Origin of the sequence: Lactobacillus sp. HBUAS51381 (assembly GCF_012641095.1) — a bacterium.
In the GTDB taxonomy this organism is placed as follows: domain Bacteria; phylum Bacillota; class Bacilli; order Lactobacillales; family Lactobacillaceae; genus Levilactobacillus.
The window spans coordinates 25,596-46,301 of sequence record NZ_JAAVSC010000011.1 but is presented as its reverse complement, the minus strand read 5'-3'; the positions used below and the strand labels follow the sequence as shown (position 1 = coordinate 46,301).

Annotated in this window: 19 protein-coding genes and 1 CRISPR repeat array; of the genes, 5 read left to right on the top strand and 14 right to left on the bottom strand. The window is 50.1% G+C overall.

What is annotated here, in order from left to right:
- Positions 1-411: 411 nt before the first annotated feature.
- The 4 genes from HEQ50_RS05565 to cls all read right to left on the bottom strand — a co-directional run bounded on the left by HEQ50_RS05565 (position 412) and on the right by cls (position 8,156).
- On the bottom strand, positions 412-2,070 hold the full coding sequence (locus HEQ50_RS05565) for a glycoside hydrolase family 43 protein (RefSeq protein WP_168899532.1): 1,659 nt from the start codon (positions 2,068-2,070) through the stop codon (positions 412-414).
- Positions 2,071-2,120: 50 nt separating this feature from the next.
- Complete coding sequence (locus tag HEQ50_RS05560; RefSeq protein WP_168899531.1) at positions 2,121-3,605, bottom strand: MFS transporter; 1,485 nt, start codon at positions 3,603-3,605, stop codon at positions 2,121-2,123.
- Between the two features lie 430 nt (positions 3,606-4,035).
- Positions 4,036-4,941 (bottom strand): AraC family transcriptional regulator, encoded by a 906-nt coding sequence (locus HEQ50_RS05555; protein WP_168899530.1) that lies wholly within the window; start codon positions 4,939-4,941, stop codon positions 4,036-4,038.
- Between the two features lie 158 nt (positions 4,942-5,099).
- Positions 5,100-6,472: direct repeats of the CRISPR family, unit length 28 nt; unit sequence GGATCACCCCCACACCTGTGGGGAATAC.
- 226 nt (positions 6,473-6,698) lie between these two features.
- Positions 6,699-8,156, bottom strand: coding sequence for a cardiolipin synthase (gene cls, locus HEQ50_RS05550; protein WP_168899529.1), 1,458 nt, complete (start codon positions 8,154-8,156; stop codon positions 6,699-6,701).
- A 112-nt stretch (positions 8,157-8,268) separates the two neighbouring features.
- Between cls and HEQ50_RS05545 the strand changes: the two genes are divergently transcribed.
- A complete protein-coding gene (locus tag HEQ50_RS05545; protein WP_168899528.1) occupies positions 8,269-8,424 on the top strand; it encodes a hypothetical protein in 156 nt (51 codons plus the stop codon).
- A 67-nt stretch (positions 8,425-8,491) separates the two neighbouring features.
- On the opposite strand, the gene HEQ50_RS05540 is transcribed toward HEQ50_RS05545, so the two are convergent.
- Entirely contained in the window at positions 8,492-9,319 is an 828-nt protein-coding gene (locus HEQ50_RS05540) for a DNA/RNA non-specific endonuclease (RefSeq protein WP_168899527.1), read from the bottom strand.
- Between the two features lie 236 nt (positions 9,320-9,555).
- Here HEQ50_RS05540 and HEQ50_RS05535 point away from each other — a divergent pair, with 236 nt between their 5' ends.
- The 3 genes from HEQ50_RS05535 (at position 9,556) to HEQ50_RS05525 (ending at position 10,709) form a co-directional block, all read left to right on the top strand.
- Positions 9,556-10,098: a hypothetical protein gene (locus HEQ50_RS05535; RefSeq protein WP_168899526.1), complete on the top strand. Its 543-nt coding sequence runs from the start codon at positions 9,556-9,558 to the stop codon at positions 10,096-10,098.
- A gap of 69 nt (positions 10,099-10,167) precedes the next feature.
- Positions 10,168-10,335, top strand: a complete 168-nt coding sequence (locus HEQ50_RS05530; RefSeq protein WP_168899525.1) for a hypothetical protein — start codon at positions 10,168-10,170, stop codon at positions 10,333-10,335.
- A gap of 77 nt (positions 10,336-10,412) precedes the next feature.
- Entirely contained in the window at positions 10,413-10,709 is a 297-nt protein-coding gene (locus tag HEQ50_RS05525) for a hypothetical protein (protein ID WP_168899524.1), read from the top strand.
- 450 nt (positions 10,710-11,159) lie between these two features.
- On the opposite strand, the gene HEQ50_RS05520 is transcribed toward HEQ50_RS05525, so the two are convergent.
- Together HEQ50_RS05520 and HEQ50_RS05515 are read right to left on the bottom strand one after the other, a co-directional pair.
- Positions 11,160-12,491 (bottom strand): C1 family peptidase, encoded by a 1,332-nt coding sequence (locus tag HEQ50_RS05520; protein ID WP_168899523.1) that lies wholly within the window; start codon positions 12,489-12,491, stop codon positions 11,160-11,162.
- A gap of 307 nt (positions 12,492-12,798) precedes the next feature.
- Entirely contained in the window at positions 12,799-13,980 is a 1,182-nt protein-coding gene (locus tag HEQ50_RS05515) for an NADH-dependent flavin oxidoreductase (RefSeq protein WP_168899522.1), read from the bottom strand.
- A gap of 148 nt (positions 13,981-14,128) precedes the next feature.
- Between HEQ50_RS05515 and HEQ50_RS05510 the strand changes: the two genes are divergently transcribed.
- The gene (locus HEQ50_RS05510) at positions 14,129-15,049 is read left to right on the top strand and encodes a LysR family transcriptional regulator (RefSeq protein WP_168899521.1); all 921 of its coding nucleotides are present in this window, start codon (positions 14,129-14,131) and stop codon (positions 15,047-15,049) included.
- A gap of 69 nt (positions 15,050-15,118) precedes the next feature.
- On the opposite strand, the gene HEQ50_RS05505 is transcribed toward HEQ50_RS05510, so the two are convergent.
- The 7 genes from HEQ50_RS05505 to lepB form a co-directional block, all read right to left on the bottom strand.
- Positions 15,119-15,763 (bottom strand): TetR/AcrR family transcriptional regulator, encoded by a 645-nt coding sequence (locus HEQ50_RS05505; RefSeq protein ID WP_168899520.1) that lies wholly within the window; start codon positions 15,761-15,763, stop codon positions 15,119-15,121.
- A 1-nt stretch (position 15,764) separates the two neighbouring features.
- Positions 15,765-16,964: an ABC transporter permease gene (locus HEQ50_RS05500; protein ID WP_168899519.1), complete on the bottom strand. Its 1,200-nt coding sequence runs from the start codon at positions 16,962-16,964 to the stop codon at positions 15,765-15,767.
- Entirely contained in the window at positions 16,942-17,685 is a 744-nt protein-coding gene (locus tag HEQ50_RS05495; protein ID WP_168899554.1) for an ABC transporter ATP-binding protein, read from the bottom strand. Before HEQ50_RS05495 ends, HEQ50_RS05500 begins: the two co-directional genes overlap by 23 nt.
- Before the next feature lie 166 nt (positions 17,686-17,851).
- Complete coding sequence (locus HEQ50_RS05490; RefSeq protein ID WP_168899518.1) at positions 17,852-18,304, bottom strand: MarR family winged helix-turn-helix transcriptional regulator; 453 nt, start codon at positions 18,302-18,304, stop codon at positions 17,852-17,854.
- Between the two features lie 67 nt (positions 18,305-18,371).
- Positions 18,372-19,001, bottom strand: coding sequence for a hypothetical protein (locus tag HEQ50_RS05485; RefSeq protein WP_334427387.1), 630 nt, complete (start codon positions 18,999-19,001; stop codon positions 18,372-18,374).
- A gap of 28 nt (positions 19,002-19,029) precedes the next feature.
- Positions 19,030-19,716 (bottom strand): hypothetical protein, encoded by a 687-nt coding sequence (locus tag HEQ50_RS05480; protein WP_211089223.1) that lies wholly within the window; start codon positions 19,714-19,716, stop codon positions 19,030-19,032.
- Between the two features lie 175 nt (positions 19,717-19,891).
- On the bottom strand, positions 19,892-20,491 hold the full coding sequence (gene lepB / locus HEQ50_RS05475; protein WP_168899517.1) for a signal peptidase I: 600 nt from the start codon (positions 20,489-20,491) through the stop codon (positions 19,892-19,894).
- Positions 20,492-20,706 lie beyond the last annotated feature (215 nt).

Below are 20,706 nucleotides of genomic sequence, written 5' to 3'. Positions count from 1 at the left end.
CACCTCACGCCAAGTGGGTTGCGGAGGATTTTTGCCAACTGCCATCGATTGCATCAGCTTCATTCAGCGTATCAGATGGAACCGCCGTTTGCCTAAATAAACGACTCGGAATTATTTTAACGTCACATTCATCCGAATGAAGAACGACTAATTGGGTAAAACGAAAGCGAACCAACATCCTCGCTTTCCGTTCGTAACTTCTGTAAAGTCAACGTTACCCCCAACCAAATTCACAGAAAAAGCCTCACCGATTTCTCGATGAGACTTTCACCACATATTCCATACTTTTTTCTGTTGCTAGCGCCAGACTAAGTGTCGGAGAACCGACCACCGAAGCAGCCTCAATCCAGTTCAGCGCCTCTTACTCTCAGCGCCGTCATCATACACCCATTGGTAGGTGCTGCCAATCAATTAGTCTTCAGAAACTAACTTGTTTTCTGCAGCGACATCGTCTGGCAATTCCTTGTAATCGAAGTGATCGAAGGTTGCGGTTTGACCGTAGCCCGCGTAATCAACCGCATACAGTCCAACGAAGGCCCCGGTGAAGAAACCACCGGAAGTTTGTAAGACGTAGTCGTCAGAGAGAATTGCGGCATCCAATTCAACCGGAACCGTTTCCCACTTCTTGCCATCAAATGAGTATTCGTAAGTGTAAGATTGCTTACGAACCTTCGTCCGGAACCAAACGTAGTCGGTCCCTTCAGGAATCGCAATGGCATCGTCTTTCAAGTAAGACGTGTAATTGTTGTTGTCGTTTTGGGCAACTTCGATGACGTGGCCCTTCTTTTCATCCCAAGTAATGAAGATGGAAGAGTAGTGCTTGTCATTGTAGAAGTTAGCCAAGCCGGCCATTTGTTGATACGTGAATGGATCGAACTTAACCTTCGTTTCTGCATCGAAGTTGAAGGCTTGCCAACGACGAGCCACGTAGGAAACATCGAAGGTGCTGGATAAGGATTGGTTCCCAACCAACTTCAATTCGCCGTTGCCAACCGTCCCCAATTTCTTGGTAAATGGTTGCCGTAAGGTGTTCCAGTTCAAATCAAGTTCTGGCTTGTCGAATTCATCGTGTTGTGAGTGATCCGCTGGTGCCTTCGTCAAGATTGCGTCTTTAGGCGCTTCAACCTCAACTTGACCACCATGACCGCCAACAACCCGTGGCCAACCAGCATCGTCCCATTCAACCTTTTGAATTGACGTTTCACGGCCAAGCGTGCTCCAACCACGTGGGTCATAAGCAGATTCGTTCTTGTGGTTCCAAGGACGCGAAACCAATGATGCGTAGTACCATTCGCCACCTGGTGTGTTAACCAAGGCACCGTGACCTTGCTTTTGTAAGTAGAAGTCTGGTGTGTCCATGTTGGTGATGAATGGGCCATCTGGTTCACTTTCGAAGGATAACTTGTCTAGTGTCTTAGAACGAGCAACGACTTCTTGGTGGGTAAAGACGGTCCCACCTTGAGCAGCAAACAGGTAGTAGTAGCCATTAATCTTGTACAGATGTGGCCCTTCAACCAGTTTAACGTCGGTCCCATTGTAAAGGTTCCGTGCTGTTTCTGGCTTGAGTTGCATTGTTGAGGTATCAAATTCAGTTAAGGTGATCCCGTCGAATGGGTGGTGATATTCACGGTGATCCCAGGTTTGTTGAACCAGGTACTTGCGACCGTCATCATCATGGAATAAGGAAGCATCGAACCCAACACCGTTAACTCTGATTGGGTCAGTCCATGGGCCGCGAATGTCCGTTGCCGTGGTCAGATAGTTGGTCATATCCTTGAAAGGACCGTCCGTAATCTTAACATCGGTGTAGATCAGCCAGAATTTACCATCAGCGTAGCTCAAATCTGGTGCCCAAATCCCGCCAGAAGCAGGGTTACCTACCATGTCCAACAGCTTAGTCGTTGACAGTGGTGATGGTAACAAGTTCCAGTGAACCATGTCCTTGGATTCGTGCAGACGAACACCTGGGAACCATTCAAACGTTGAGTTCGCAATGTAATAAGTGTCGTCAACCCGAATCATGCTAGGATCCGCGTTAAAACCAGGTAAAACGGGGTTTTGAATCTTCATAAAAGAATCTTCCTTTCCTTAACAAAATTAGTTAACTACGATTAAGTTGCCTAAACCTCATGTGCCTTCCGTTCAGCGTTAAGTTCCTCGTTCATCTTCTTAACGTCAGCGTCAGACAAGGTGTACTTACTCATGACCCACATCGCAACCAGAGCCAAGACGATTGGTAACCAGATCATTGACCATTGGATACCCATCAAGGCACCAGCACTTTGCGTCGTCTTCGTCCCATCAAACTTGAAGAAGGCGTTGATGTAACCAGGGATGATCCCACCAAGAGCCAGCCCAATCTTGAAGAACAGTCCCATGATGGCGTTGATGATCCCGGCAACCCGCTTCTTGGACTTGTATTCGCCGTAAGAAACAACTTCTGGAACCAATGACCACATGTAACCAGTAGCAGCAGTGATCCCCCATTGTTGTAAGAAACGACCAATGTAACCCAGAGCCGTTGCGTTCTTGAAGGAAGGCATTGCCCATACCCACAGAACCAACGTCCCAATAATGAACAGGGTTAAGAAAGCGTAGAAGAATTGACGCTTCCCGATCTTCTTACGGATAATTGGCCATAAGAATACCAAGAAGATACCAGGAATAGAACCAACCAAGTTAATGGAAGCCATCCATTCGGAGTGACCAATGTTGTATTGCATGTAGAATGGCCATACGGTGTTCCCGAAGAACATGAAGGTAAAGCCAATCAGGAAGAAGGAACCTAACACTTGCAGTGGCTTGTTTTGCTTGAATTCGTACCACAGATCGGAGTACTTAACGGCAGCGGATTCCTTTTCAGTCGGTAAGACCCGTTCCTTGATCCCGAAGTAGGTGAACATCAACATAATGAAACCAATGATCATGTAAATCCCCATGACTAAGAAGTAAGCCTTCCCAGCCTTTGGTGAGGTGTAATCCCCTAAGTTCATGTGAATTCCGAAGAACCCAATATCTTTTGATTGTGGGTTAGGAGAAGCCATTTGAACAAATAATGGCAAGAACGTGTAAACCAATAAGTTCCCAATGTTAGCTTCCGTCATCCGGACAGTCGTTAACGTTGAAACTTCATCGTTGTCCCGCGTCAGTGAGGCGTTCAGTGCCCCATAAGGGATGTTAACGAAGGAGTAGATCAAAGCCGTTGCCAAGTAAGTGATGAAGGCATACATCACGCTGCCCCGAACGGCATCGATTGGCAAGAAGAGCATGGCGGCGAAGATCGTCATTGGAATCCCACAGTAAACCAGGTAAGGCCGGTATTTCCCGGACTTGAAGTTGTGCTTATCAACAAAGGCACCAACCCACGGATCCCAGAACACGTTGACCCAACGAACAACTAAGAAAATTGTCGCACCAACTGCGGCGGAAATTCCGTAAACAGTGGTTAAGTAGAAAAGTAACATCGACCCAATCGTACCAAAGATTAAGTTTTGGGCTAAATCCCCGGCACCATAACTAATTCGCTCACGCCAAGAAAGCTTGGCGAACTCGTCATTGGCATTGTCTTGAGTCTTTACGGCATCAGCCTGACTATTTGAGGCCATATGCAAAAACTCCTTTCAAAAGGAACAGTTTGTAACGTGCTTGGTAAATCAAGTGAGCTTACCAAGACGTCCGCTTGAATATGTCATCTGGTTGGTAGAAACAACCAACCAAGGTAGATAAAAAAATTGCTGAATCTCAACAGAAGTATCGAACAACTAGGTTAATTTGCCAACCAGCGCTAACTGGTTCTTAAATTAACTCGTCTTTTACACCCTTCTTCGGCGTAAAAGCAACAAGCTTAGCATGGCCAAACGCTAACTTGCTGTTTTGTTTCGTTAGCTAACTACAACTGCATTGTAATCGCTTTCAGCCCCAATGGCTATCTTATTTCGTGACTAATTTTAGTCATTTTGTGACCTGATAAACAAAACAAAAAACCCGGTAAATTAACCTTTTACCGAGCTAACCTGTCGCTTTGTGCACGTTAAACTACTCAAAGTAGCCGCCTTCCTTAACCGTTCGGACGCGCCGCTTTTGCTTCATTTGGCGCTGGTACTTACTGGGTGTCGTGCCCGACCACTTTTTAAATTGCTTACTAAAGTTAGACACACTGCTGGCCCCCATCAGATCCGCAACATCCTCAATTGAATATTCGGGCGACCCCAGTAGCATCTTAGCCTTGTTGTATTTCTGACTTTCAATGTAGTGCAGTGGCGTGACGCCATAAACCTTCTTGAATGTACGATGGCCATAACCACTGCTAATCCCAATCTGCTGGCACACGTCACCAAAGGTAAACGTCATCACCTCATCCCGCTCGATCCGATCCTTAATGAGCGTGGCAATCTGCCGGCTCGTCTTAGCCTCGCTCTCTGTGTAACGGGCGCCGTGCCGCGTATCATAGTCCTGCAGATCCTCCGTTAGATCATAGAAAAACTCCAATACCGCGATCTGGATCTTCAAATTAACCTGTTCCTTACTCAACTTCTGATTGGCACTATAGGCAACCATTTGTCTGGCCGTACGGACCGCGGACTTCGCAATTGGCTGGTCGGCCGTAATGACCGTGTTCGCGATCTTCCCAATAATTTCCGACTTCAAGGCCAAATTCTCAATGTTAAAATGGAAACAAATATAAGTCATATCCTGCTCTGCGCTACTGTTTTGATTTGTATGCACTGTCCCGGGCGAAATGATGATGGCTTCACCGGCACCATAGTCATACGTCGTGAGATTTTTAATCTCTGTCGTTTGCCGACCATCAATGACGACCATCAGCTCAAATGCTTGATGTTTTTGTTCAAAAAATTGCCAGCCACCGGGAACGGTTCGCATGTGACCCCCAAATAAATATAGACTAGAATCCACGACCGGCAACGACACAAAGCGTTTCATGCTAAAACCTCCTCACATCGTCGATCTGCTGTCTTCGTGTAACCGCTTCATATTTTAACTATTATTATAATCGCTGAGTTGGTAAAAATAAACAACCAACATCGGCGATCTATGTAATGACCAACTTATTATGATAGCTTATCTGTCTTTTTAGGTTTGTTTTGCCCCTACGTTTGTGGGGAATACCTGTAGCTAATGGTTGCGCTAACCGGCTTCCCGGGATCACCCCCACACCTGTGGGGAATACCGGGTGTGGGTGGTGGCGAGACGGCCCGAAGAAGGATCACCCCCACACCTGTGGGGAATACAACCGGTAGTGATTGGCGCGGACGGGAAAGAGAGGATCACCCCCACACCTGTGGGGAATACGTAGTGGCGATGTAGTGAAGCTGATCAGCGAGGGGATCACCCCCACACCTGTGGGGAATACAGCCCCTTGATCTCGCTACCGGTCAAATCCGTAGGATCACCCCCACACCTGTGGGGAATACTTCATCAAATTGTTCGCCATATGGGCCAACAGAGGATCACCCCCACACCTGTGGGGAATACCTCGATCACCGCGGGCCGTAGTTTTACCGTTAAGGATCACCCCCACACCTGTGGGGAATACTATACCACAGCCACCCGGTAACGCTTGCGTCCGGGATCACCCCCACACCTGTGGGGAATACCTGCAAAAAAACGCCACTTTTGCGAAATTTTCGGGATCACCCCCACACCTGTGGGGAATACTGAAAGTTCGTCGCTGGATACCTTTCGAGTACCAGGATCACCCCCACACCTGTGGGGAATACATTGTTGTCGTGCTGTAACCGTGACGCCACGCGGGATCACCCCCACACCTGTGGGGAATACGCTTAATCAATGGCTCCGGCGGTGGTGGGCCAGGGATCACCCCCACACCTGTGGGGAATACTGAAAGTTCGTCGCTGGATACCTTTCGAGTACCAGGATCACCCCCACACCTGTGGGGAATACGTTTCAACTACAAATACATGGTCTGGGTTAGCGGGATCACCCCCACACCTGTGGGGAATACTAACGGCGATCCGAAAGCCGTCAACAACTGGGAGGATCACCCCCACACCTGTGGGGAATACAACCGATTCTATTTTCAATGATGCCGATTCGTAGGATCACCCCCACACCTGTGGGGAATACTTTCAACCTCCCATCCATTGGCTAGCCCTAACAAGGATCACCCCCACACCTGTGGGGAATACCGATTGGCGAGCTGAACGGCGGGATTCGTGGAAGGATCACCCCCACACCTGTGGGGAATACGGATCCCTAGCAGCTCAACGGTGTTTACCCACAGGATCACCCCCACACCTGTGGGGAATACCACATCAATTGAAGATGTGCAACAAACGGTCGAGGATCACCCCCACACCTGTGGGGAATACGTGTCTTTGTGGATATCGGCCAACAGGCGGTCGGGATCACCCCCACACCTGTGGGGAATACTAGCCCGTCAGATTCATGTTTCCGATGGCCAGAGGATCACCCCCACACCTGTGGGGAATACACTAAACAATCCCTATCACACCGGCATTCTCATTTTCGGAATGTTCCCGTTTTAGTCAGTTTGTTATTTCCAGCATACAGCAGTCGGCAATGATTCACAATGAAAATACCCCGACGCCAAATCTCAAAAATAGGAGATTATGTTTACGAGGATTAGTTCCACCTAGAATAATAAAATGCCACGCAACTTAAACAAATTTTCGTTTAAATCGCGTGGCATTCGCCTATTATAAAATTGGTGATAACAGCCGTGAAGCCGTCTGCTTAAATTTCAAATACAACGACTGGTCATCAAACATCTCCGGTGTAATCAACTCGCTGTGCGCCATATCCTTTTCGAAGATATTTTCCAATTGGCACGCGATGCCCTCGTCATAGATGAAGGCGTTAATTTCGAAGTTTAGTTTGAAGCTCCGATAGTCCATGTTCGCCGATCCGACCGACGCAATCCGGCCATCGACCACGATCGTCTTGGCATGGATAAATCCATTATGGTAGTAATAAATCTTCACGCCGTCATCCGCCAACTGCCGCGCATAGTACTGCGTGGCCCGGTAAACAAAGGCGTGATCCGGCTTATCGGGAATCATAATCCGCACGTCAATTCCGGCCATGGCCGCAATCCGCAGGGAGTCCAACACACTATCGTCGGGAATAAGATAGGGCGTTTGAATCCACAGGGTCTTCTCCGCCGTTTGAATCAGGCGCATATAGCCCATTTTGATTTGTTGTAGGTCGGAATCCGGCCCACTGGAAACAATCTGCAGGCTGGTATTGCCCTTCACCTTACTGAGTGGGAAGTAGCGCGTATCAATCTTGCGATCATTAAAGGGATGATCCTTATCCGTGGCATTCCAGTCCAACATGAACCGGGCCTGTAAGGAAAAGACCCCGGAGCCGACAATTCTCAAATGCGTGTCACGCCAATAGCCGAACTTTTCCTTCCGACCGAGGTACTGGTCGCCAATGTTAAAGCCACCCACATACCCCACTTGACCGTCAATCGTCACGATCTTCCGGTGATCCCGGAAGTTCAGCCGAAAGTCAATGACGGCCGACCGCGTCCCCAGGAACGGTTCAACGTGGCCGCCAACGTCCATCAGCGGCTTGAAGAACCGTTTCCAAGTACCCATCGACCCCCAGGGATCGTAAATCACGCGAACTTCGACGCCCGCGGCCGCCTTCTTAACCAGCAAGTTCAGAATCTCATTTCCAATCTTATCGTTATAAAAGGTGTAAAATTCAATATGAATACTGGAATGGGCCCGTTCGATGTCTTCCAACATGGTGTGGAACAGGTCATGGCCGTCCGTAAAGATCTTAACGCGGTTCTGCCGCGCCAGGAAGGCCTGATCCGTTTCCATAAACATATTAACCATGTTGATGACCGAATGGCTAATCTTGTCGGCGGGCATGATCTCGGTGCCCAACTGCTCACGTTGTTGGGTCAATCGCTCATTCAGCTGGACGGCTACTTGATGTTGTAACCGGAACATTCGGCCCTTCGGCAACTTCCGGCCAATAAAGGCGTAAGCAATAAAGCCCACCACCGGAAGCAAGACCAGCACCAACATCCAGGCCCAGGTCGCTGCAATATCGCGCTTTTCTCGAAACACCGTCACCAAGGCCAAAGCCGCGTTAATGACCACGACAATTTCAAAGATAAGCATGTAGTTCACGCTCACGGGAAACCCTCCTCTACTCTCTGTCTTTTTTATCATACCCCAATTCGTTCAAATGTCTTTACTTTTTTTTAATTTTTCCTGATACTTACTATAAATCATTTGGAGGCCAGCTATGTTTACTCAGTTTTCTTCTTTGCTTGGTGGCTTACACGGCATGCATTCCGTCCGTATCTTCCACTGGATTTTCCGCGAAAACCCCATGATTGGGACCATTCTGATTGTTGGTCTCATCTTATTTCTCATCTATCGCTACATGAACCGTCGTTGACTGCCATCACCCTAAAAAGGACGTCCTCCGCAAACAGCTTGCGAGGAGACGCCCTTTATGTATATGCCTAAAATGAAGCAGCCGGATTCCCATACTGACTGGTTCCCGTACTGTAATTAATTTTAACGCCGGCCTGAATGTTGAAGATATAGACGTTGTAGGAAACGCCTGAACTGCCGACGGACTTCGCCTGCATGTGCACGCCACGCGCCACGAGTTCATTCCCCCGGAAAACAGGCTCAACCTGGTAGCGGACGTAATCGTTGGGGTGCGTCTTAAGATAGCTGGCCACCGGATTCTCGTACGCCGTCATGCCTGGATCATTCAACGACCGCGTTCCGGTCATCAGATTCTTCAAGTTATTATTCTGACCCGTTAACTGGTAGCCAATCAGGTGACTCCGATTGTAGAGATAGCCCCGTTTGCCGTTGACCGTATACGGCTTATTCTTCCACCCAGTCGGGTTCACGTAGAGCGGCTCGCGCTTGGCGGTGGGCATTAATTTCTTACTTAACAACGCATTGGCCGTGGTCACCCGATTGTGATTGTCCAAGGTCCCATACGTGGCCCAACCACCCTTCTTCGTCGACAGCTGGGCCGTCGTAAAGGTTGGCCGATTGTGATTGACCGCCACAATCTGGGTTCCCGTATATTTCTGTTGCGCCAACGCCTTGGTTGCGACCGATTGCTTGGGTGCGCTAGCTGTTGAACTGCTGGTCGACCGGTCGGACGTTGAGGTTCCGACCACCTTATTGACGGCCGTGGTCAAATGCCGGGCCGTTGAATTACCCTGACTGCCTAAACTGCCGACAGCGCCAATCGCAATCAATAGAATCGCCGCATAAATGGATACACGACTCCCCCGGCGACCACGACGATAGTGCCGTTTACTCATAATCAAACTCCCCTCTCAATTCCGTCAATCCTCTGATTTTTATTTTACCAAAAGAACATGTGTTTGTCTTTAACTTTTTGACCTTCCTCGTCTCTGTTACCGGATCTTAACGCTTTTTTAACGCCCGCAAGCGAATCTTGCCGCGGCTGGCATGCTATACTGGGTGAAGGATGGGGAGCGCGCAAGTTGTACGCGGACTCTAAAACTGTTATCATTTTTGATGAGGTGATTGGATTATGAAGAAGACCCGGACACTGACTGCCGTCTTTAGCCTTTTGGCCATCTTGACCATCGGCTTAGCCGGCTGCAGCAACAAGAGTAGCAAATCGGGGAATACGCAACAAGCAAGTTTTAAAAACAAAACGACAAAGAAAGCTGACGTTAAGTCGACTTTGACCAACTCAAAGAAGCTTTGGTACGTCACCGGCGCCGTCAACGCCAAGAGTAACTCCGGCATGGAGGCTTACCGGTTCAACAAGAACGGGCAGGCGACGGTCTACAACGTCAACAAGTTCTACAAGACTTACGCCGCTGCAAAAAAAGCAAACGCCTTGAACAAGTCGGGCGTCTTGAAGGCCACCTTTAAGACCAAGGGTGACAACACCGTCATCAACTTTAAGGGAAAGTTATCCGATATTCCAATGACCCAGAAATTCACGGTTAAGAAGACCTTAACCGGGACCAACAAGGCCACCAAGTTGAAGGTCGCCGGTTATCACATTGCCCGCGACATCGATAACGACGTCACGCAAGCCGTCCTGGTTAAAGTTGGCAATTAAGCTTTGGTAGTCATGTAATCTGAAACGAGGCCAGAAATGGTCTCGTTTTTTAAGTTGGAGGTCCGCCCTATGAAAAACTTTCTTCCACTACTTGGTGGCTTAATCGTCATCGGTGGCGTCTTACTCTACCAGCAGTTCCGCCATGTCAGTGGTATTGCGATGCTTGAAACGGCCATTCTGGGGGTCGCCGCCGTGTTAGGCATCCTCCACCTTATCAGCCACTGGCGTCATCGGTAGGGTGTTTCACGTGAAACACAACGGCTGACAGCGCGCGCACTTTGGGTTATGATAGGGCCTAAAGGAGCGTGATTCTGATGTTAAAAGATAAATGTCTACCGGCCATTGCCAACCCGATCAATCAGGAAGATATTCACCGTTTTACAGACTTAATTGACGAGAATCCTTGGCTGATTCCAGCAACGGTAATGCTTGAGATTATTCCGATCACCGTTGTCGCCCATGGATTCTGGAAGAACCGCCAGCTCAAGAAACAATTGCAAATCGAACGCGAACGAACGAAGCAGTTACAAATTAACCGTTTCCGGCCGAGTCATCACGATGGTCAACCACGGCCCCTTGCCGAACATCTCCACGGCCCGTTCCATCATTAATCGTTAAAATAGCTCAAATCGTTGCCAAAAAAGGTGACGATTTTTTAATTTTAATCAATTATCGTAATATTATGTTAACTATAATTTACATATAAAATTTGATTATTTAGCGGTATTTTCACCGTTAATTTCTCACTTATCCCATCCTAACGATTAGTAAATAGTAATCCAAGCACTGAAACAGCCGCTATTTCAGCACTGTTAATCAATGACTTATGATTAATATTCGAACCAGTTAAATAGTCTTCATAATTTCTTCACATTTTCGTTTTAAGATGACAGTAACTCGAAAATCGTTTTAACCAACCGATTTTGTCATTAACGATGACTTCCCGTTGCCCTAACCACGTAACGGCTACCGCCTCCTAACCAGGGGCGGTTTTTTGTTCATTCCACTCAAAAGACGTGGCCCTTGCCGGCACCACGCCTTTTTTGATCGTTATTGCACTTCTATTGTAAGGAATCCCAAGCGGGTAATTCCTGTGGCTGCGTCGCCAGTACGGCCCGTTGATCGGCTGTTAAGAACCGTTTGTGCACGACCACTTCGTAGACGAAGTCGTCCATCCAGTCGTCGGTCATCACAAAGTAGCCCTTCGCACCATTCTTTTCGCCCCAACTGTTCTCAACCTTCCAACGGATTGGGTCGTCGGCAACCAGATCAACCCCGGTCAGCGTCATGGCGTGGGAAACCTCGGCTTCGCCCGTCGCTAAGCGTTGGGCCTTTGTCAGGCTCAGATCGACGCCAAATAATTCGGCGGTCTTGTACAACTGACTGTCCAGGAAGCCCCGTTCCCGGCTCATCTGCTGAAGGACATCGTTACCAAACCAGACGGCCTCACCGCTTTGCAGCTGGGCAATCGCGGTCCGCTTGAGTTCCGCCATCGGTAGGTTTAAGAAGGTAATGTGCTTCCCACCCACGATATTGTCCTGACTCGGCAAACTGTAGAGCCGGTCAAATGGCTTATCCGGTGAATTGGAGATGACCACGTAGTCGTCCAAGTCAATATCGAAGTATTTCTCAAAAAAGCCTTGGGGCGTCAGGCCGGCATCGCGGTGATACTGGTGCTGATCATCCTTGTATTCCAAATCAAACGTTGCGGGTGGCTCACCAAAGGAATAAGCCGCCATTCGGTAAACTTCCTTCAACGCTTGCGCCCGGGTTGTGGCGATCTGTTCCTCACTAGCCCCCGTTGCGACTAACTGACGTAGTGCCAACGCATCCTTGCGTAATTTCAAATCCAACGTGGCCGCAAATCCCGTTGTATCATTGGTGTTAAAGGATTCTGGCATCGCACTGGCCGGAACGACCCCGTACTTTTGGACCAGCGCGGCGCCCATCGCCCACTGACCACCATCGTCGCCGGGACGACTCAGGTAAAAGGCGACTTCCCGGTCATCGAGTGGCTTATCCGCCGTTCGTAAAATATTGTCATAGAAAATGTTGGCCCGTTCGACCTTATCCCAGAAGAAAAGATAACTCTGTGACAGTTCAAAATCCTTAACGTTATACTTGGCGGCAAATTGGTGTCGAATGGTATTCAACGTTGAGAACAACCAGCACCGCCCGGAATGCTTCTGGTTGGAGACTTTCCCCGTATCCAATTCCACGGAGAAGGTGCGGTTCAACCGCACGGCGGCTTGGGAATCTTCGGCTGCGGCTAATACCCCATTCTTAATCACTGCGCGACTCACAACGTCGTGGGCGGGTTGCCGCTGAAGATCGGCATGTAAGGCCGCCGTCTCGGCTGCGGTTAATTGATGTTCAGGTTGTGTTTCTGACATAAAAGACGCCTCTTTCTTCCTCGAATGAATAATCTCATTAAAATCTCATATTTTAATTTAAATTTATTCTAACCCTTTCGGTGAGGCGGTGCAATTTTTCTCGTCAATTTCTGACAAAAAAGAGTGGGTCAAAAGGCGATTAGCTGGTGAGCATTAAGACGGATAGCCGAATCATCCCGGACTTGGATTGTTTGGTTATCTGTTCTAAGCGGAACCAGCTGCCTTTTGGCCCACGTTTCGGCAATTTAAGTTCGGAGACACTAAGCGTCTGGGCGTTTTGTCCCAGACGCGCTGTTCCCTTACGCGCCTAGGCCCCTTCGTGCGGCGCTAGTTTGTGATCAAACTGATCTTTATCGTAATCCGGCTGATTGGAAATGTGCATGGCGGATTTCAACCGCACCGTCAGGAAGTGCCACATGGCCGGCGTGATTCCCAGTTCGTCCAAGTCCTGTTCGGAAATGGTGTACCGAATCCCGGCTTCATCATGCGTTTCGACCTTCTGGACCCACTTGGGGTCGCGCAACAATTCACGCCCTAACGCTACGAAGTCGATCCCCGCGGCCATCACCTTTTCGGCGTCCGCTGGTTTTTCAACCGACCCCACGGCAATCAAGGGTAAGCGTCCGGCAACTTGTCGCTTAATCTTCAAGATTAACGGTTCCTTGTCGCTGTCGTCGTTCAACGAGGTCCGCCAAGCATATCCCATCGAAATGTGCAGGTAGTCAATCGGCTGGCCGCACAGCACGTCGATGAACGCCAACGTATCTGCCAACCGAATGCCCGGCGTTTCAATTTCTTCCGGCGAGAGTCGGTAACCCAGGATAAATGGGCGGTCGGCATACTGGTCAATGACGGCGTGGCACCGGGCGATCACGGCCAACGCGAAGCGCATCCGGTCGTGGACGTCGCCGCCCCACTGATCGGTCCGGCGATTGGAGTGCGGGGAGAAGAATTGCTGTAACAGGTAGGTATTGGCCCCGTGCAACTCGATCCCGTCGAAGCCTGCCTGAATGGCGCGACGGGTTGCTTCGCCAAAATCGGTGATGATCTGTTCAATCTCGTCTGCGGTCAGCTCCTGTGGTGTTTCGGCGTGGGGTCGCTCGGCAGCGACCGCACTGGCACTCACCGTCCGTTCCCCCCGCAAAACGTGGGAATTGGACATTCTGCCGGCATGAAAAATCTGCAAAATTGCCTTGGTCCCGTTCTGCTGCATGGCATTGGCCATCTGGGTCAATCCGGGAAGAAAACGATCGTCCGTGATGGACAGCTCGCCCTCAAAGCCCTTGCCACGGGCCGAAACGTTGGCCACCGGTGAAATGAACAAGCCCGCACCGCCACTGTGAATCCGGAAGTACCGAAGCTCATCTCGGGTAATCGAGCCCTCTTCAAAGGCCGACGCCTCGGTCATTGGCGGAATAACCACGCGGTTCTTGACGGTAACCCCGTTCGCAAAGGTATAGGGGTGTAAAAATTGATAATCTTCAGCCATTTCTAACGCACCTTTCTAGTTGTCCGTCGTTACTTCGACGGGCTCTATCTGATCTATCTTTAGTATAGTTCGATAAATCACAAAGTCGAATACTTTTCTGATAACGTTTTCAGAACGAAATGGTTATACTAAGAGTGAGGTGATTCCTATGGCATCCAGCACCAATCGACTCGCCGAAATCCTATCGGCAATCCGCGATCTGGGCAGCATCACGGCGGCTGCTCAACACCTATTCGTCTCTCAACCCTATATTAGTCGGACGGTTAAGGAAGCCGAACAGCAACTCGGCATCCAGCTGATTGACCGCACCGCCAAGCCCACCCGACTGACCTACGCCGGTACCCAATATCTAATGGGGCTAGAAAAGATCCACCGTCAGCTGACGGACCTCGATCAAACTATGCGCGAGCTTGCACAATCTAAATCCGGTCACATTTCCATCGCCCTTTCCGAAAGCATGGCCACACAGATCCTCCCCAAGCTGGGAAGTCACTTTCTTCAGCAGTATCCCCAATATCACCTGGATATTCATGAGATGCCCTCCGCAGCGGCCGAACGCGCCGTCACCGACAACCAGAGCGACGTTTACATTGGGCCCAAATCCCCCCATCACCGGGACTTCTTCTACCGCATCATGCGTGACCAAGCCTTTAGCGTCTTGCTTCCTCAAACCAGTGCCTTTTCACTGCCGCGCATCGAGACGGCCCAACAGCTAACCCCGCTTCTGACGCAGCCCTTCATCGGTTGTGACCTACAGATGGTTCTGGGCGAGATTATCCGCGACTTCATGGCAACCCACCAGCTCTTCTTACAACCGGCACTCACGCTCAATAGCCTGACGACTATTCAACGGTTGGTCGAACAAGGCGGTGGCTGGACTATCCTGCCCACGCCCGACCACACCACAGCCCGAGTCATCCCCATAACCAGCAACCTCTTGACCTACCAGCTCATCATGGCCCACCGCACGAGTAAGGCCAACACACCGGAAATGATGGCGTTTCTGCGGGTGGCCCAGCAGGCCTTTGACATCGATCCCCGCCGGCAAGTTAAGCAACGCGATGACTAAGTCCGATCTAAAAAAAGCCCGACGTCCCCTTACAGGGTCGCAGAGCTTCACGAGACTAACTCACCAGACTTAATCCGGCGCCAATCCCTTTTCTAAAAATTTAATAATCGTCGGAATTGCCGTGGCAATTTCTTCAGGAACCAACAGACTGCGTACCAATTCCGTTAACATAGTCCCAATCATGAACTGGGCAATCCGCGAATTAGGCCAGTCAACCAGCTCCCCGCGGGCCTTTAGCCGGTCTAGGACTGGAAACAAATTGTCCTCAAGTAGCGGGCCAGCGTGCTGTATAAATTGACTTCTCAAGTCTTTTCTTACCGAAACCTCGCGAATCAAGATCCGCAAAATCGGGCCATTTTTTTGAATAAACGCGAGCCGATCCTCAGCAATCGACTGGATCATTTCGTGTCGCGTCAGGTAGGGTTTCCCAACTACCCCTTCGGCAAATTCCGTGATCAGCCTAGGCAAGACCTGCGTGACAAATGGCGCCAGCACGGCGGCCAACAATTCATCCTTGGTCTTATAGCGGCGATAAACCGTACCCTCCGCAACACCGGCCTTCTCGGCAATCTGCTTGGTTGTCGTGTTGGCAAATCCCTGTTGGGCAAAGAGCTCTAGACTGGCGGCGAGGACCTGCTGCTGTTTAGGCGGAATATCGCCATTCGCCGCCATGACGGCCTTAAAGGCTTCTTGAATATTCATTTCTTCTGCCATGTTAGACCCTCCGATAACGTTTCATGCCGACGACATTTAAAATCGTGAAGAGAATCGCAAATAGAGCTAAGATGCCCAGTTCTAGTGCGATACCATCGAAGCCAACGCCCCGGGTCGCCACGTTCATCAGGGCATTACCACCGTAATAGAGTGGGAAGATGTGGGCAATCCACTGTAGCCAGTTGGCCATCTGATCCACCGGAATCAAGCCGGAGAAGAAGACTTGGGGAATCACCAGAATTGGAATAAATTGCATCATTTGGAACTCGGAGTTGGCAAACGTTGAGACAAAGATCCCCATGGATAGGGCCACCAACGCCAAGAGGAAGTTAATCAGTAGAATCAACCAGACACTGCCAATCATGTGGATCTGGAAGACCGTCAGCGCAAACGTCACGGTAATCACCGTTTGGATCAAAGCGAAGAGGCCGTAGCCCATCAGGTACCCGGTAATAATCTCACCGCGACGAATTGGCGTGGCCAGTAATCGGGTCAGCGTCCCCGTGGTCCGTTCGTTCAGCAATGAAATCCCGGAAATCAGGAACACGAAGAAGAAGACAAAGAACCCTAACAGAATCGGCAGGAACGTATCAAAGAAGGTCGAATCCGAACTCCCATAGAGATAGTGGCTCGTCACGCTGTAGTTGGTGGGCGCCTTGAGCTTGGTTTGCTGGGACTGAACTGGGGCAGTCTGCGTGGCACCGGCGCCGGTCGCGCCCTGCGCAGCCGCCATCTTTTGTTGCTGGGCCACTAAGGTCTTAAGCACCTTGGCCTGTTGTTGTAACGCCTTTTTCTGGGCCTGCGTTGCCGCCGCTAAAGCCTGGACCTTAATCTTGGTCAAACCGCCCTGTAACGCCTGCCGAACTAGGGCCGAGTCGCTCGGCTGGCTGTTCTGGTAGGTCACCGTCAGCTTGCCATTTTTTTGTTTAATAAAGGCGGCTAAGTTGTCCTCGCGAACCTTGGCCTTAGCCGTGGCCTGCGCGCTGTAGTGGGTGAGCTTGACGTGCTTGTTCTTGATGGCTTTAACCACCGTCGTGTCCACGTTGCTAACCCCAATCTTCGCCACCGTATCCGAACTGGTATTGAAGAGGAAAAACATCAACGTCAGGATAAATAGCGGCGCGATAAACATCAAAGCCAGCGTCCGCTTATCCCGTAACATCTCTCTTAAAACCCGTTTAAAGATCGCTATGACTCTCATCTTGTAGCCGCCCCGCTTTCAAAAAGACTTGTTCAATCGTTTTAACGTCATATTCCTGTTCCAACTGTTGCGGTGTCCCCTGGGCCAACGCAATGCCCTCACGAATCAACATCAGGTAATCACAACGCTCAGCTTCGTCCATGACGTGGGTCGTCACCAACACCGACTTGCCCTGCGCCTTGAGCTGGTACAGTTCCGCCCAAATCTGTTGCCGTAATTCCGGGTCAATCCCAACCGTGGGTTCATCCAAGATCAGCAATTCCGGGTCCTGAACCAAGGCAATCGCCAGCGACAGCCGCCGCTTCATCCCCCCGGAATAGGCCGATACCCGGCGATCCAAGGCGTCCGTCAGGTTCACCACCTGGGCCACGTGGTCGATAGCGGTGGACAATTGGGACTTCGGGACACTCATCAATTCGGCGAAGAACCGAATATTCTCGCGCGCCGTCAAGTTCTCATACAGGGCATCGCTCTGGGCCATATACCCAATCCGCTGCATGATCTTGCGGTTGGGCATCGCCGTACCCAGAACCGTGGTCGTGCCGGCATCGACTTTTTCCATCCCCAAGATGGACTTAACTAGCGTGGTCTTCCCGGCTCCCGAGGGGCCAATCAAGCCCATAATCTGGCCCACCGGCAGTTGTAGACTAATCTGTTTCAAAACGGGATTATCGCCAAATTTCTTGGCAACGTCTCGCACCTCAATCGTATTGGCTACCATCATTAATTCCTCCTCACACGTTCTACTTGTGAGTGTGCGCTCACTCATTTACAACCACATCATACGACCTCACTCATTAAAAGTCAACACTTATTCGTTAGCGCTTACAACACATCAAATAAAAATGGCCACCAACCGGCAGCCACCATACTCACTTCATGTTAACTTAGTCGCCCTCACTGGGCGTTTCGTTCGCCACGGCCGTTAACGCCAACTGGCGAATCTGGTCGACCAATTCATCGTGGTCACCCGTAATGTCGGCGAATAAATTGTCGGCCACTTCCTGCCGCAACTTGACAATTTCCGGGTAGAGCCGTTCGCCCCGTTTCGTCAGGGATAGCTCGTAGACCCGCCGATCCGACTTCGATTGGCGCTTCCGCACGTAGCCGAGATTCACCAACTGATTAATGGCCCGCGTGACGTTACTGGGATTTAAATAGGTCAGGCTAATCAGCTTATCCTGAGTGAGGCGCGGATGCTCATGGAGCCGCAAGATATAATAGTACATGCTGGCGTTCAAGCGGTAGGGTTGCAGCCGCCGATCCAGGGCAATTCTGGTATACCGATTGGCAATCGAGAGCCATTTAACAATGTCTGAATCATTTCCCGTGGTGGCCATGAGCCGCCTCCTTCTCCGTAAACTACGTGCGCAAGCATATTCTAAAATCTCATAAAAGTCAAGCCACTTACCGCGCCGGTTTCGCCCGAAAATTGTGATGCAATCCGGGCCAGACCAGACGATCGGCTAGCCCAATCAACGTTCCATTGAAGAGTAACGTAAACAAGGTTCCCCAGTTCACGGCATACAGCTGGTGCGTATTGATCCAGCAGACCAGAATGATGATGACCGGTGGGGTAAATGTGAGCAGCTGGGCCACGATGACGTTGTCGTGGCAATACAGAAACCGCAGAATATTGGTGGTGTCGTCGTTGGGATGCATGACCAAATTGGCGCGTTGATACATCGAAATGGCCGCACAAAAGATGACGATTCCCGTAATGGCTAACAGTAGCCGAACGACCGCCGACAAGCGCATGATGCCCATCCTGGTGAAGGTCGTCGAGAAAATATCAACGAAGTAACTAAAGAATAGGACAAAGCCAACCTCGCCCAACAACCGGGGGAAATCCCAGTGGCGCAGCAACAGTTGATTCGCGATTGCGGCCAGACAGCTCACCACAAAGATCGCCAATCCCACACTGGTGCCCAACCAATGACTGAGATTTACCTCGGAAGCCGTCCAGGGGCTCGTCCCCATGTTGGAAGCTACCGAAAGCCCGTTACCAAAGGCGTTGACCACCAGTCCCAGAAACAAAGCGATCCACCGCTGAGTCATTGTATTTTTAATGGTTAAGCGCCTCCTTGGTTGATTTAACGGCAAAGTTATGCTTGAGACCGGGCCAGATGAAGCGGTCGGTCAAGTTAATGATGGTCCCCGTGAAGAGTAAAGCAAAAACCGTGCCTAAATTAATCGCAAATAGCTGATGCGTCACGACCCAACTGACCACGATAATCGTCACCGGCGGTATGAAATTCAGAAGCTGCGCATGTAAAACGTTGCCGTGACAGTACATGAACCGGAGAATATTAGTCGTATCATCGTTGGGATGCATGACCAGATTGGCCCGCTGATAAAGGGAAATCGCGATACAAAATATCGTGACACCAGCCACGGCCAGGAAGCCGCGTGTCACGACCGACAGTCGCAGAATTCCCATCCGATAAAACATCTGCGTAAAGAAATTCACGAAGAAGCTGACGAAAAACATGAACCCAATTTCGCCAAAGAAGCGGCGGCCATCCCAATGCCGCAACAGAAACTGATTGGCAACTGCCGCTAAGCAACTGACGACGAACACCGGCCAGCCAATCGCCACCGTCAACCACTCGCTCAAGTTAACCTCCGACGCCATCCAAGGACTAGCCCCCATATTGGCGGCCACCGTCAACCCGCTGCCAAACGCGTTGATGACTAACCCCAAGATTAAGGCAATCCAGCGTTCCTTCAACGTATTCTTAATAAGTACCATCTCCCGATTCAGATCTCGTGACGTTGGGTGTTGGCCAACGCTATATACGTTCTACAATACGCCTATCCTTCCAAAATGTAAGCGGCTACTAAAAATTAATTGGCGCCCAATTCAAAAAACGTTACGCATCCCGCCAATGGCTATTGGTGAGATCCGCAACGCTTTATTTTTATCTTTAATAAGCCAACGAATTGATATTAACCCGTTTCGTCTTGCTGGAGGCCCAGAATGGCACCTTCACGACGCCGACAATCTTGTCCTTATCCACGAAGCCCCAGTAGCGGCTATCGTTGGAAACACTCCGGTGGTCACCCAACACGAAGTACTTGCCCTTCGGCACAACCGTGGCAATCTTGCCGTTATTACCGCCCTGCCAGTCATTTTGGCGTTGCAGGCTGGCCAACGTCCAGTTCCCGGTCCCGGAAGTCCGTTCGCTCTGGCTGATGAAGCTCTGGTTAATCCGTTTGTTATTGACGTAAATGTACCCGTTCTTACTCTTCACCGTGTCGCCGGGCAAGCCAATGACCCGCTTGACGTAATTGGTGTTGGGCTTAGCCGCCGGGTCTTCACCATGCGCATCGAACACGATGACGCTGAGATGCTTAACCTTCGACATCTTCCAGGCAAAGACTTTTTCATTATTATTCAGATTGGGCTCCATGGATGGCCCATCGACCCGCACTCGTGTGAACACAAACTGCTTGAGCGCTAAGGCAATGGCCAGACCAATCACGATCGGCACAATCCAACTCAAAATTTCCTTTAGATTCTTCATGTTGGCACTCCTTATTTTCGGAATCACTAATTATGTTATTATCATACACCACCCGCCGCCGTTCGCACATTTATTTTGGCCGGCAGCGTCAGTTTTAATCATAACATTTACGTTCTGCCGATCCCACGCTTTACCAAAAATTTACGTGTTTGAAATCAAACTGCAAGCTAGCTGTCACGTTACGACTTGCAAAATCTCCTATTTCCAGCAATAAT

Excerpts from the sequence above, each read along its gene's own strand:
- HEQ50_RS05565 (WP_168899532.1), bottom strand. The coding sequence starts at position 2,070 with ATGAAGATTCAAAACCCCGTTTTACCTGGTTTTAACGCGGATCCTAGC.
- HEQ50_RS05560 (WP_168899531.1), bottom strand. The coding sequence starts at position 3,605 with ATGGCCTCAAATAGTCAGGCTGATGCCGTAAAGACTCAAGACAATGCC.
- HEQ50_RS05555 (WP_168899530.1), bottom strand. The coding sequence starts at position 4,941 with ATGAAACGCTTTGTGTCGTTGCCGGTCGTGGATTCTAGTCTATATTTA.
- HEQ50_RS05545 (WP_168899528.1), top strand. The coding sequence starts at position 8,269 with ATGTTTACTCAGTTTTCTTCTTTGCTTGGTGGCTTACACGGCATGCAT.
- HEQ50_RS05540 (WP_168899527.1), bottom strand. The coding sequence starts at position 9,319 with ATGAGTAAACGGCACTATCGTCGTGGTCGCCGGGGGAGTCGTGTATCC.
- HEQ50_RS05535 (WP_168899526.1), top strand. The coding sequence starts at position 9,556 with ATGAAGAAGACCCGGACACTGACTGCCGTCTTTAGCCTTTTGGCCATC.
- HEQ50_RS05530 (WP_168899525.1), top strand. The coding sequence starts at position 10,168 with ATGAAAAACTTTCTTCCACTACTTGGTGGCTTAATCGTCATCGGTGGC.
- HEQ50_RS05525 (WP_168899524.1), top strand. The coding sequence starts at position 10,413 with ATGTTAAAAGATAAATGTCTACCGGCCATTGCCAACCCGATCAATCAG.
- HEQ50_RS05520 (WP_168899523.1), bottom strand. The coding sequence starts at position 12,491 with ATGTCAGAAACACAACCTGAACATCAATTAACCGCAGCCGAGACGGCG.
- HEQ50_RS05515 (WP_168899522.1), bottom strand. The coding sequence starts at position 13,980 with ATGGCTGAAGATTATCAATTTTTACACCCCTATACCTTTGCGAACGGG.
- HEQ50_RS05510 (WP_168899521.1), top strand. The coding sequence starts at position 14,129 with ATGGCATCCAGCACCAATCGACTCGCCGAAATCCTATCGGCAATCCGC.
- HEQ50_RS05505 (WP_168899520.1), bottom strand. The coding sequence starts at position 15,763 with ATGGCAGAAGAAATGAATATTCAAGAAGCCTTTAAGGCCGTCATGGCG.
- HEQ50_RS05500 (WP_168899519.1), bottom strand. The coding sequence starts at position 16,964 with ATGAGAGTCATAGCGATCTTTAAACGGGTTTTAAGAGAGATGTTACGG.
- HEQ50_RS05495 (WP_168899554.1), bottom strand. The coding sequence starts at position 17,685 with ATGGTAGCCAATACGATTGAGGTGCGAGACGTTGCCAAGAAATTTGGC.
- HEQ50_RS05490 (WP_168899518.1), bottom strand. The coding sequence starts at position 18,304 with ATGGCCACCACGGGAAATGATTCAGACATTGTTAAATGGCTCTCGATT.
- HEQ50_RS05480 (WP_211089223.1), bottom strand. The coding sequence starts at position 19,716 with ATGGTACTTATTAAGAATACGTTGAAGGAACGCTGGATTGCCTTAATC.
- lepB (WP_168899517.1), bottom strand. The coding sequence starts at position 20,491 with ATGAAGAATCTAAAGGAAATTTTGAGTTGGATTGTGCCGATCGTGATT.